Here is a 12,850-nt window from a genome sequence, read left to right as displayed (position 1 = left end):
TAATTAGTTTTATAAATAGCAATTCTTCTATGTCATGTATATTATAGGTAGGTACCTTTCTTTCATAACATGTAAGTTGCATTACTACATTACGTTCACAGATACTTCAATACCTGCAGATTCATTTCCTTTCATGTCTACAGAAACTAGTTTAATTTTTACACCATTTCCTTTTGTCACATTTTTAATAGTATATGATTCTACTTCAGTGACACCTGTTGCATACTTCATACCATTTACGAAGATGTTAACCGTTGAGAGCTCCATATCATTCGGATTTGTCCAAGTAAGTAATACAGTTCCTTCTTGTAGATTTGTAGCTTTTAGGTTAGAAACATTAACTAGAGTCTTATTCGCTGCTGGTTTCTTAGAAGTATTTAGTGCTTCTTTGTACAACCCTAATCCCATTGGTCGAAATTGTGTGGATGGTCGCTTCGTTAGTGGTGAAATTGCACTAACTGGGACACACTGATATACATCAAAAACCTTTTCTGGACAACTCTCTTGACGAATTCTTAATTCACTAGATCCCATATTAATTGAATTAAATCCTACAGAGTTCTTTAAATATCCTCTTACTCCTTCTTCTGGATGAATCAGATAAATAAATGAAGTTTGTACTTTATCCGAATAACGTGAAGGATTGAATTGATAATTATTAATTCGTTCCCATGCTCGTGGGTATTGTTTATTACCTACTTCAGATACACGCTTAGGAGGCATATCTTGTGCAGGTGCATTCCAAGACAAGTAATAACTTTGATAACGAGAACCTAATTTAGTACGACTCACCATTACAGAGTCAACACCATTAGATGGATTAGAAGGATATTTTTTCAGGACAGGCATAATTTGACGCCCACCTTTAATCTTAATATCATCAAAGTTATAAGCAGCAACGCCATTTGTATCAGTACCTTTTGGAACAGTTCCTGCGAATAATGCGATAGCAGGATCACCTTCATCTATTGCTTCAATATCGCCAAAGTAAATCGGTACAATAGGTACGACATTATTTTCCCACATTGGTGTATTATCCGTTTGGATAATTAAGAAAAGACTATTACTGTCAATATGTCCTTTAATATTAATTTCCGAATCAACCCACCAATTTGTATGCATATAAGGGTAATCAATATTTTCAAGTAATGGTGAACGTAGAGATGACTCTACAATAGGCGACTGCATCACAACAGGATTCGCTTGCTTTACAAATTCTGAACCAGCACTTGTAGATTTAAAATCAATTTGTGTAACTTCAATATCTAAAGCCATTTGAAGTCGTTTTTCATCTGCACTAGATCCCGTTCCCCATGGGGTAAATAATTTATCTCCCTCTTTTACATCTGGTAATTTTTCCAACATATAAAAATAAAGAGATGTATTTACTTTTCTTTTTTCAAATTCTTTGGCCATATAGTTAATAAGGGCCTCTTTTTCAGTAGCTGTTGATTTAAAAGCATTGTAATATGGAATCCCTTTATCATGAGCAGTAAACTCCTTCCAATCTGCAACTACAGCAAAACCAAACAAATCACCTCGTGCATTACGTAGAATAATATGATTGGCAACTGTAAATTTTTCATCATGCCTTCCTTCTAAAGGATGATCTGTAACATAATAAGACCCTGTTACAGCTTTTTTAAACTCTACTACTTTGGTCCAGCCGTGTTTAATCAGTAAATCCATAAAACCGTGTTGTAAGTTACCTTCACGAACCTTATAAGGGGAAAGTGCAGGTGTGCTATCAATATACGGCATTTCTACACCTCTCTTTCTATTAATTAAGGACGAGATTTTACCCGCCCTTATTCTGCAACTTAGTTATCGTTATGAGTAGGTAATAAGTTGCAACTAATTACTTAAATTCATTATAAGTAGTCTTTTTATTCTGTTAACAACACTCATGTCTAATTAATAATTTTAGCTTTTAGTTTTACATCCGAAGGTACACTACTTCCACAATAAAGGGTATAACTCCACCTGCTTCCTTTATCTTGACCATCATTCATTACTACTCTTAATTCCCCATCATCAGGTTTATAATAAAAACCAAACGGACTTCCTTCTTTTTCCATTTTACGTGAAGTATCATAAATTAATTCATTATTAACAAATACTCGCATCCTATCTGGTGCAGAGAAGAAATCATATTCAACATAGCAGATGCCATCTTCACTTACAGCATGAATATATTCCCCATATCCCATGCCACCCTGTGCCGTTTGTCCGCATTTTAGTACATTTTTACCTGGTTTCTCACCTTCGCCTTCTGGCTTTCCACCTTCACCTTCTGGTTTTCCGCCTTCGCCTTCTGGTTTTCCGCCTTCGCCTTCTGGTTTTCCACCTTCACCTTCTGGTTTTCCGCCTTCGCCTTCTGGTTTTCCGCCTTCGCCTTCTGGTTTTCCGCCTTCGCCTTCTGGTTTTCCGCCTTCGCCTTCTGGTTTTCCAGGGGGAATATTTTTTGATATAAATTCAATATTCACTATTTTTTCGCAAACTCCAAAACCATAATCAACGATAAATTTAATTGAATATACTCCTGGTGAACTACTAGTAAAAGTGTAATTTCCTGTCTGCATGACTTTAGGAGGGGTTTGAACAAGTACACCTATATTAGAAGCTGAACTATTTTGTCCATGATCTAAATGAAGAACAATTGAATCTCCTACATGTGATTTTAAAGAAGGACCAATAATGTTTAATTCACAAATAAATTCGCCAATAATAGTCCCCTCAGTTATACATTCTTGTCCATCGTTATACGTTACAATAAATGTAATTTTATATACGCCCTTATTAATAACTTTAAATGTTCCATTCCCAAGACTCTTTAAACCATTCTTATCATAGTTCGTATCAATGCGTAGAATACCAGATTTATTTGTGTGTACAAGCGAGAATGTAACAACCTCTCCTACTACCTTATTAAATCGTGATGTAATTAAATTTAAACCACAGCTACTAATTGGGATATCATTAATAATCTGTATTTTTGAAGGCCTTGAAATTGGTTCTAATACAGGAGTCTCTATTCTTTTAAAACAACCCGCATCTTTTAACATACCTATACCTGCCATTCTAAAATGGGTAGAAGGCCTTTTAGTAAAAGCTGAGTCCCCCTCTACAATCGTCACGTAATATTCATCATTATATTCTGATTTTTTGTTATCCTTGCCCGCATCATCAGAATCATGACCATCTTTTTCTGGAGGAACGCTAGGCACCAAGTTGTCCCATTGAAAAGGAACCCTTAAATGCATTTCTTTTCCTAACCCTGTAATTACTTTTATCCAGACTTCATAAATGCCTTCTTTAGACATATTCATAAAGTCGTACATAGGTGTACCATCACCTAGGTCTTTTTGCGTAAAAGCAATTCCTTTAACTCTCCTTAATTCATGGTTTACTTCATCATCCTCTAAAGCAATTACTGCCCCAGCTTCTCCAATTTTATAGGGTTCCTCTATTAAAAGCTGATCTTTTTCTCTTAAAAATCTGATATATGCTGTTACTTCAACGATATCAGTATCTTTTAGGAAATAAACATCAAGGTAAGATACACCATGCTTGTTAATATCTATGGTAAGTGGCCCATGAGAATGATATGTAATTACGTCATCTACGTCTTTAAAAATGTACCTGGATGGTAAATGCCTCCATCTAATTGAATGTATAATTGGTAGTGAATCAGTTCCTTTAAACCCTTTATTTTGCGGTACTGATAAATTAGGAACGGGAGTTAATGCCATATCAAAATCACCTCTACGCTTTTATAATTTCCACGGTAAAGCCTTGTAATTCTAAGTCTCTTTTAAAATATTCCATAAGATATAATTTATTAGATTTATTGATTGTTGGAGGATTTTTTCCGCTCTTTGTAATTAATTTATGTGGAATCCCCTTAATTTCTCCTCTAAACCTTATTCCAGTTTGAACATTCAAAATATTATCCAAAGATTTTACAAGAGATTCATTATTACCGCTTACTCTGACTTGATGTTGAATATCACCTTCATTATCAATAAAGGCAAAATCTTCTCCTCTTTTTATCTTAAGAATCATTATATTTTACCTCCTACAGTTTTGGATCAATACCCATTTCTTTTAATTTATTAACTATAAAATCGTGTTTATCTTTAAAATTTCTAGCTAAAAATTGTCTATTAATGATATACATCATAAAGGCCTCAGCAAAATCTTCGGCCGGGCTAAAACATCCATAATCTGATACCGGAGCAAGTTTTCCATTATCTAACGCTGTACCCGGCGAGCTTTTCGTTAGTTCATTAAATGAACCATCAATATTCTCGATCCACCCACTAATATTTAACCATTCTTGCATTTCATGTAGTTTTTCACCTAATATGTCATATCCATAATTAGATAATGCATGACCCATCTCATGTACAGCTACTTCTGCGGCAACATAAGGTATATAATTATCATCAGTCATATCCTGTAAATAATATGCTTTATATTCTCCATCAACAACATGACTGCCAAAACCTATGTTAGGTTTTATATAGTCATATGGGCGATGTGCCTTGGCAGCTGAAATATTATAAAGCAGCACCTGAGGTTCAAAGTTAACTAGAGAACGAAAAGAAGATAAAATATTTTCCTTTTTCCCATTACTATGCATGGCTGTAGCAAAACTATCCATTACCCAAGCTCCAACAAGACCTGTATCATCTTCGTTTTCAATAAATACGTTATTAAAGTCAATCCAATCATATATAGCACTTGGTACTTTCTTAATTAAAGGAAGCATTTTATCTAATATATCGCCCTTTAAAAACCCCTCTGAACCTGGGAAAAATAAGACAGGTTTATTGAGTTTAGCTGACATAAATACTGAGGCTTTTTGCAATTCATTTAAACAAGGTAAATTTGCCTTTCCCCACTCGTTAAAATCTAGCCATCTATCTTGTAAACTATAACCTTCATCTTTAATATCTTTTAAAGTTTTCCATAAAAATTTATGAAAATCTTCAATTTTTATTTTAGAGTTATCCAAATGATACTGACTTTGAGGCTCCTGTAAATAATCTAACCAATCATTTCGCCCCTCCCAGAACGATTTGCTTAATTCCTTTCCAATACCATCTGTGCTGTTAGCCAAATAATCTTGCGTAATAACAGAGGGATTCCAATAAGTATCATCTACTGCTTGTGCCCTTACTGCCCCATCGCAATAATAAGAAAATTTATTACCTTTATCAGAATTGGAATTAGAATTATTGGTTGAATCTCCTAAATGCACATGAAGATTATTCAGTTCGCTTGTACTCTTAGCAATTCCCCACTCTAATTTAGTAGATTCTTTAGGTACCTCAGGTTGATATTGAGATTCATTACATTCTTCACACCAATAAGGGAACACTAACTTCTCACCTTCGGAAACATTAATAACGGGCAGAAGTACGATATTAGGAATATACCCTAATACCCCATCTTCAGGATGCATGACTGTTGCACGAGATGTATGAATCTTATTACTATACCTAGATGCATGAAAATCGTATTGATAGTAACCATATCTTAAATAATTCCATGCCCTTGGGTACTTACGAGCATATTCTTCCTCCTTCTCGGTTCCTTGTGCATTTTTGACCATTCTTAATTCTTCACGAGTAGGTGGCATTAGATTAGGTGGCACGTTCCAACGTAAAAAATGTTCTTGATAACGTGCTCCATATTTTGTTTTTTTGATCATAACGGAATCTACTCCGTTTGATGGATGGTTTACATAATTTCTTGTGATAGGTTGTAAAATTTCAGTTTTAGTCTCTATACTATCAAAGTCAAAAAATTCTCCTACTTGCCTACCTCCAAGCATAGCGATTGGTGTTTCATTTTTCGAAGATGTATTTTTAGATACTAGATTTCCAAAGAAAAAGGGAATTAAAGTCACCATATTATTTTCCCAGCTAGGAGCCGAATCTACTTTTAATGTGAAAAATGCACTTGTCTCATCAAATACACCTTTTAACTGAATTAAAGAGTCCCCCCACCAATTCGTATTAGTTCGATAATTTAATTTCCCTATGGAGGCAACTAAATCACCTGTATCTCCTTTTAATTGCATGGTAATAATCGGTGATTGTTTCATACTTTCATAGTATTCATCCTCACCGTAGTACTCTATATCCATGCTATCCCTAAATATATCCAAACCATGATTTTCACTCATGATAGTAACTGGAGCAAGTTCACCACTAGGTGATACATAATGCGTATATCCAGCATATGTGTCTAGTGTGTATGAATAAACAGTTGTATAGTCTACAGATTTTCTATAAAAATTAGAAATCCATTCTAAGAAACCTTCTTTTTCTCTAGGAATATCTTTAGTGTTAATTTTTACAGCCCCTGTTGACTGTGCGAATGCTAAATACTCATTATCCCACCTACGCATAATCATATGCCGAGTGATGCATAACATACCTTCTCGAGATTCAAAAGGGGTTAGATATCCCTCTTCTCCTTTTACAAATAACCCTTTTTCAAAAGTAATTTTATATAGATCTACTTTTGGAACTTGATTGTTAAAATTCTGCCACCAGTAATTACCTGATTTATCTTTAAATCTTCTAAATACTTTATCAAACATATCATCTAAAAAATTATCGTGTCTTAATGTTTCCTCTACCCAAGGCATTTATATCCACCTCTCTTATTTGTTGGGATTATCCCTTAAACATTGAAAGTTTATCCAAACATATTTCGATTGCCCACCTTTATTATCAAAGCGGAATGTAATTGGGGTACCTGCTTTTACTGTTTTCACAGCCATTAAATAAGCACCTTCTGGTAAATCCTTCGTATATATTTCATCAAATATGTAGTTATTTTTATGATTATCTCCAATAAACAAACTCCAATTATCAAAGGAATGATATCTAGACGCTCCTACAGCTACGGAAACCAGCTCAATATCAAAATCAGGGATAAATTGAATATCAAAGTGCCCTAAAGTACCTAGTACCTCTAAAATTTTCCCCTTTATATAAGGAACTGTTTTTGTAGGCATAAATGGATAATCTAAACGTCCACCACCCAATCTACCTACTCTATCTATTTCCCCTCCAACTACTACATTTGCTCCAAAACTCATGTAGGACCTCCTCTCTAAATTTCATCTGTTACCTTTGGTCCGAGTTCCACATTCACATCTACAGGAGACGATGGATTGTATCCATCAGACCAACCATCTGGAGAGATTTCAATTTCTTCATTAGATGCATATCCTATTTCTGCATAGTCTACATAATCTTCTACTATCACTTCTTCATAATTACTATATTTACCGTTATAAAAATCAGATGGATTTTCATATTTAGACGGTATAGAATCTTCTTCGATTTCTTCCTCACTCGAGCCCCATTCCGAGTCAAAATACGTAAGTTTAACCTTTTTAAAATTACCGTAATCATTTTCCCTTGTAATCTTTGCAACAAATTCTTGGAATTTACCAAACCACTTTGTTCTTATAGAAACTTCTGTAATCATAATATTGTTGATGTACTCATAATCTTGAATTTCATCAGATACAGGTGGATTGAGCCCACGGACTAAAGAGATTTTATCTATTGCACCATTTCGATAAATAATTCTAATCTCATTAATTACATGATTAGCTATTGAATTTTCTGTTTCCCTTATGACTTCAAATGACTCTACTTGCCATTGAGAAGAATTCAATGTTGTTACACCATTGTCGTTATCATTATTGAATAGCGGACTAGTAAAATGGTGTCTTGTTCCCTTTCCTTGATTAACTTTTCTATTGATCATATCAAGTATTGGATATACATCATTTACGTTCATATGACTCTTTTGCGCCATTTTCCCACCTCGCTTTCCATAGCATTATAAGAAAAAACAAGGAGATTCCTAACGTTCTGTAGGAATCTCCTTGTTTTTTTAGCTATAATAATTCTCTTTGTCATGCCAAGTAAATTCTAGGAAATTTAACATCCCTTCCTTATTTCCAACAAGTCGGTTCCCTTTTATGACATAATACCCTGCATTAGAAGTATTACTATCATAAACATAACAACCATCTAATAACTCTATCATTGGATTTCCTTTAACAACGGCATTAAAAGTACGGGCTTGTCTTTTCATATCAAAAAATAATTTGTTCGAAATATCCTCTTTGGTTCCTCTTGCATTTGAACCAAATCGCTCATCAATCCAATCAGCAACAATCTTAGCCGTTCTCATATTACCCTTTGTAGATATAAGAAGATCTTTATCTACAAAATGCTCAATTTGCCCACCATTACCAACAATAATAAGATGATTACGTATACGAGAATGGTCAATAGAAGTGGAAAGAGAATATAAATTCTCACCATCTATAAATGACCATTTTGCCTCACTTGCATTAATTTTACGGATATTTTCCAATCTAAATGTTCCATAACGATCACAGTAGGAGCGATACATAATATCTCCAATCACTTCATGAACCGCATCAGATGCCCTTGTACCTTCTAAAAAATCTATCGCCTGTACATAAGGATTTTTATAACCTTGTGCATCTTGTACAGTTGCTATATCTTTTTCAACATATTGTTGACTTTTAGTATCCCAGACGATTGCCTTTTTCCCACCCCTATCAATATCAATATAATACGTTTCTTCAATGATTGCATCAGCATATCTCAAATCATCTTCATGGATTCTCCATCCAATCATTCCTGCCTCATTTACGATATTATGAATAATAGATGATTTAACCCACATGGTTACTGGTTGTTTTTCATCACCATGTATCTCATCTCTTCGAGGAAAAGTTAGGACCCTATCAAAAACATGTTCTTCTAACATATCGTACATATCTACACAATTAATAGTAATTGTTTTTTCATCAGAATTTTGCTCAATTTCTCCTCTTATACGTCCTGTAAAAACCCTTACTAGGTTTTCACCATAGCCTGCATAAATACGTACTGGGGTAGCTTCACTTAACACATGTCTGATTGCACCATTCTCATAATATGACATCTCTGCTTCTCTTAAATTTTCAGGGAAGATATTGGCTCGTTCATATGTAGGAGAATAAATACCATGTTTATTGTCTAAAGTAATTCTTGCAGTTGCGACTCTGGCGTCAAAATGGCTATTTATCTCCCACTGTAATACATCTTGGTCTACTGTAAAGGTTTTATCGTATACAAATGCCCCTGTATCAACCCATACATCACGTTTACGAGCCTTAATTCTTTCATCAACATATTGTGCGCCGTATTGAGTTTCAATTTCCACTACTTTAAAGCATTTTAGTCCAAATACAGCCTCACCACTTACATTATTTAAGGAGAAATCTAATATATGTGAATTGACTCCTTGTATATCACTTGCAACCCATTTTGCATAAACTGGAGGTTCATATGTAGGTTGTGTTGTATTGTTCTCTTTTGTATATCGTTTTACAATCATTCCGTCATATGTAACCGTTACAGAATCTCCTTCTTTAAGATCTGCATAGAAAGCATATTCATAAAATCCGTCTGAAGAGAAGTTATGTTTATATCCAAAATCTTCAACGGCTCCTTTGGCAATATTCTCATTAAAGCCTAAATACTTTTCACCTGTTGACCAAGCTGTAAAATGGGTTATGTTCTCTTGTCCGTGCCAATTTCCATCCAGATTTGCATCCCTATCAAAACACTTATTAAACTTAATATTTTGGGTAATGGTCATTTGGGGTGGTGGTTGACTAACACCACTTCCATTTCCTGTACTATTATCATCTCCACCACCTTCACCATTTCCGCCCGTGTTACCACCGCCATTATTATCTCCACCGCTTGGTGCTACTCCCAATTTTTGAGCACCTGTTAAAACAGGATATGGATCAATATGATTATTTCCACCATAAATCCATTCACCTTTCCAAATTTCAAAGTGTAAATGAGCACCATAAGATTGACCTGTATTCCCGGCTTTTCCTAAACGTGTTCCTGGATTAACTAAATCACCTTTTCGAACCTGTAAAGAATTATTTTGCATGTGGGCATAAACTGTCATATATCCATTACCATGTTGAATCATTACACAATTACCATAAGATGTACTTTTATAAGCTTTATGTACATATCCAGCCCAAGCCGCTACTACCCACATACCATTAATCTTACCTTGGGATGTATGTACAATATCAGTACCCTTATGCCCTGAACGTGCACCTCCGCCCTTATGTTTCATATGGTGTGAAGATACTTTCGCACCATTTCCAAATGAAATTCCTTCAACAGGAAAAGTAGCACCGGATAACGCATTAGAGCTTGCATTATGAACTTCTTTCCTTTGTTCCTCAATTGTATAAGTCTCAGCTTTCTCACAACCACAGTCTTCCTTCTTCGAAACATTTAGATTTGTAGAATGCTTTGGAAACAGATTTTTATTAATAATAGAACCAGATTCTTTACAATGCCATTTTTTTTGACTAGATTCACCAATAATTCTATCAAAATAGCTTTTCACAAGTTTTTTCCAATTAGGTCCATCTGCTGACCATTTCCATTTTTTATACCCTTTATCTCCACCTTCATGGAAATAATCAACATCACTAGCATCCATATATCCATTAGAAATTTTTCCGTATCTGCTCCTCATTGCCTCGGAAAAACGTTTTGCAGCATACTTCGCTTGGGTATCTATACCTTTATATGCAGGCTTGCATGAACCCGGGCAACCATATCCTACTATATAACTTCCATTTTCAGGTTTCCCTTGTCCCAATGTTCCAAATCCTGTTTCATGTTTCGCTACAGCTAATAGAAAGAAATAAGCAACATTGGGACACTTATAATGTTTTACCCATTTATTTAAGGCACATTTAATATACTCAAATCTATCCCCTGACTCTCCACCTTTTGTAACAGAACTTGGCTCAGCACCTGCTACTGGTGTTGTTAAAGTCGCCTCTGCTGCCTGATGCACAATAGATGCTTCTCGAATTCTGTCCCAAACTTCAAACTTATTTTTCATTCCTGGTACATAGGCCATTTTGTCAAATTCAATAATAACCCTAGGTTCATGACCTAAAGCATTAACTTTTCTCATTACGTCATTTAACAACTGAGGCGCAGGAGTTCTATGATCAAATACGTTCGGCATACCTTATTCCCCCCTATCTAAATCTTTCTAGTGCCCATTCTGTAAATCTATGTAAATATACAATTGCTTCAGCTCTAGTTACACATACCTCAGGTTGAAAGGAATCATCTGCGTAAAGTGGAAATACATAACAACCATCATTAAATTTTTCATCTAATATATTTAAGACTGATTCGGCATACCATTTTCCTACAATCTTATCTTTATCTTTAATGTATCTCTCTGTTTGCTTAATTGTGTTATTCACATATCCTCTATCTGTATATCGATTATAAATATTCATTCTAAAACGTTGTAACAAAGTAAAAAACTCTCCTCTATATATCGTTATATCAGGAAAGAATCTATCATTATAGAGTGCGCAACTTGACATAGGGACAACTTTTTCTCCCTGCCTATTTTTGATTTGAGCACCCTTTTGATAATTATAATTTACATAAATAGGAAATTGATTTAAATTATAAGATACATAAAGATATCCATTAATTATAGTAAAACAGTCTCGTTTAAATCCTAAGGTTCTTGTAAGCGCATCTTGTATGGATTCATCTTCATTTACATCTACATGTATTCTCTTTAACTTCTTGTTCATGCAAACTGCTATTTCATTTAAAGAGTAAGTGATATCAAATACGTAATTATTTGCTTTTTCTAACTTTTTTGCCGGATATGCTAATGAGCATCCGCTCATCAAAGGATAAATCTGACAGTTTTCAGGTGTATGATCTCCTTCATGCATTTCCACTACACCAGATAAAAGAATACTAACTTCTCTTCCATTGGTTAACGGGTAACCAATATGTATAAAATTATCCTCAAGTTTAGATGGAAGTGTAGGCACCCCATCAATATAAACAAACACCATTTCCCTAGAATCAGGTTTATATCCACTTACTTCAAACTTGGTTTGTCCCTCTGTGGAAGTAAAATTATGAACCTGACGTGACTTGCCACCAATAAATTGGTTATAGGTTTTTCCACTAAATAAGGTTTCTTCTTTTTTTGCATCAATAAACATATTATCTGTTTCTAATACTGCGCGATAAAACCAATCCTTTGGACCCACATCTAACCATCGCTTTGGCATTTTTAATACCCCCTCAATATCTTTTCGATGTATTTAAAAGTCCTTGTCATATAGGATGCCGTTTGAGCCCTTGTAATCCAAACTTCAGGTTGAAAATATTGTACAGGTGTTCCATCACTAGCATAAGTAGTGACAAGGCCCCTTTTTTGCATTTCATCTATATACGTTTGCGCCCAATGATTTTCAATATCTATAAAAGGATATTGATGACGATATTCGAAATCTTGTTTTCGAATTAACATAAGGTTTACAGTAATGATATATTTCGTCTCAAATTCTGCTGTTTTAATATCTAAATCACCATTAACAATCCCTAAATAAATTGTGCCTTTTTCATCATAGTATTTGTGTTCTGCACCAATAAACTGCAGCCAATCTGCAAATTCCTCTTTGCTCGCAAATAAAAATTGAATGGTAGTAGAATAATGAGAAGTCCCTTTCCCTACCAATCCTGCAGAAGATTGAATATTTTCGTTTATATGGGATTTTAATACTGGTGTTGGTGGCTTATAATCGCCAGTCATACGCCCCCTTACTTGTACAAAACGAATCCCGTTATCATAAAATAATTTACGTTTAAATACATCATCATTAGATTTACTTGGTTTTTGTTGTGCCATTTAATCA

Annotated in this window: 9 protein-coding genes; all 9 read right to left on the bottom strand. The window is 34.6% G+C overall.

The features are described from left to right. Positions 1–84 precede the first annotated feature (84 nt). The 9 genes from BM089_RS04355 to BM089_RS04315 all read right to left on the bottom strand — a co-directional run bounded on the left by BM089_RS04355 (position 85) and on the right by BM089_RS04315 (position 12,843). Complete coding sequence (locus BM089_RS04355; RefSeq protein ID WP_090976069.1) at positions 85–1,761, bottom strand: hypothetical protein; 1,677 nt, start codon at positions 1,759–1,761, stop codon at positions 85–87. 149 nt (positions 1,762–1,910) lie between these two features. Beyond that, positions 1,911–3,752, bottom strand: a complete 1,842-nt coding sequence (locus BM089_RS04350; protein ID WP_090976067.1) for a hypothetical protein — start codon at positions 3,750–3,752, stop codon at positions 1,911–1,913. Positions 3,753–3,765: 13 nt separating this feature from the next. Then, positions 3,766–4,065, bottom strand: coding sequence for a hypothetical protein (locus BM089_RS04345; protein WP_000601027.1), 300 nt, complete (start codon positions 4,063–4,065; stop codon positions 3,766–3,768). Between the two features lie 13 nt (positions 4,066–4,078). Then, the gene (locus BM089_RS04340) at positions 4,079–6,664 is read right to left on the bottom strand and encodes a hypothetical protein (protein WP_090976065.1); all 2,586 of its coding nucleotides are present in this window, start codon (positions 6,662–6,664) and stop codon (positions 4,079–4,081) included. 15 nt (positions 6,665–6,679) lie between these two features. After that, positions 6,680–7,120, bottom strand: a complete 441-nt coding sequence (locus BM089_RS04335; RefSeq protein ID WP_088047548.1) for a hypothetical protein — start codon at positions 7,118–7,120, stop codon at positions 6,680–6,682. A 14-nt stretch (positions 7,121–7,134) separates the two neighbouring features. Then, positions 7,135–7,851: a hypothetical protein gene (locus BM089_RS04330; protein WP_090976062.1), complete on the bottom strand. Its 717-nt coding sequence runs from the start codon at positions 7,849–7,851 to the stop codon at positions 7,135–7,137. A gap of 78 nt (positions 7,852–7,929) precedes the next feature. Beyond that, entirely contained in the window at positions 7,930–11,136 is a 3,207-nt protein-coding gene (locus BM089_RS04325) for a M23 family metallopeptidase (RefSeq protein WP_090976060.1), read from the bottom strand. A 13-nt stretch (positions 11,137–11,149) separates the two neighbouring features. Beyond that, positions 11,150–12,223, bottom strand: a complete 1,074-nt coding sequence (locus BM089_RS04320; protein ID WP_001126627.1) for a hypothetical protein — start codon at positions 12,221–12,223, stop codon at positions 11,150–11,152. Positions 12,224–12,225: 2 nt separating this feature from the next. Continuing rightward, positions 12,226–12,843 carry an S-layer homology domain-containing protein gene (locus tag BM089_RS04315; RefSeq protein ID WP_000068594.1) on the bottom strand — a complete coding sequence of 206 codons (618 nt, stop codon included), beginning with the start codon at positions 12,841–12,843 and terminating at the stop codon, positions 12,226–12,228. Positions 12,844–12,850 lie beyond the last annotated feature (7 nt).

Origin of the sequence: Bacillus sp. 5mfcol3.1 (assembly GCF_900114335.1) — a bacterium.
Lineage (GTDB): Bacteria > Bacillota > Bacilli > Bacillales > Bacillaceae_G > Bacillus_A > Bacillus_A thuringiensis_S.
Note: the sequence above shows the minus strand (reverse complement) of the source record. Positions and strands in the feature narration are given on the sequence as shown.

Excerpts from the sequence above, each read along its gene's own strand:
- BM089_RS04355 (WP_090976069.1), bottom strand. The coding sequence starts at position 1,761 with ATGCCGTATATTGATAGCACACCTGCACTTTCCCCTTATAAGGTTCGT.
- BM089_RS04350 (WP_090976067.1), bottom strand. The coding sequence starts at position 3,752 with ATGGCATTAACTCCCGTTCCTAATTTATCAGTACCGCAAAATAAAGGG.
- BM089_RS04345 (WP_000601027.1), bottom strand. The coding sequence starts at position 4,065 with ATGATTCTTAAGATAAAAAGAGGAGAAGATTTTGCCTTTATTGATAAT.
- BM089_RS04340 (WP_090976065.1), bottom strand. The coding sequence starts at position 6,664 with ATGCCTTGGGTAGAGGAAACATTAAGACACGATAATTTTTTAGATGAT.
- BM089_RS04335 (WP_088047548.1), bottom strand. The coding sequence starts at position 7,120 with ATGAGTTTTGGAGCAAATGTAGTAGTTGGAGGGGAAATAGATAGAGTA.
- BM089_RS04330 (WP_090976062.1), bottom strand. The coding sequence starts at position 7,851 with ATGGCGCAAAAGAGTCATATGAACGTAAATGATGTATATCCAATACTT.
- BM089_RS04325 (WP_090976060.1), bottom strand. The coding sequence starts at position 11,136 with ATGCCGAACGTATTTGATCATAGAACTCCTGCGCCTCAGTTGTTAAAT.
- BM089_RS04320 (WP_001126627.1), bottom strand. The coding sequence starts at position 12,223 with ATGCCAAAGCGATGGTTAGATGTGGGTCCAAAGGATTGGTTTTATCGC.
- BM089_RS04315 (WP_000068594.1), bottom strand. The coding sequence starts at position 12,843 with ATGGCACAACAAAAACCAAGTAAATCTAATGATGATGTATTTAAACGT.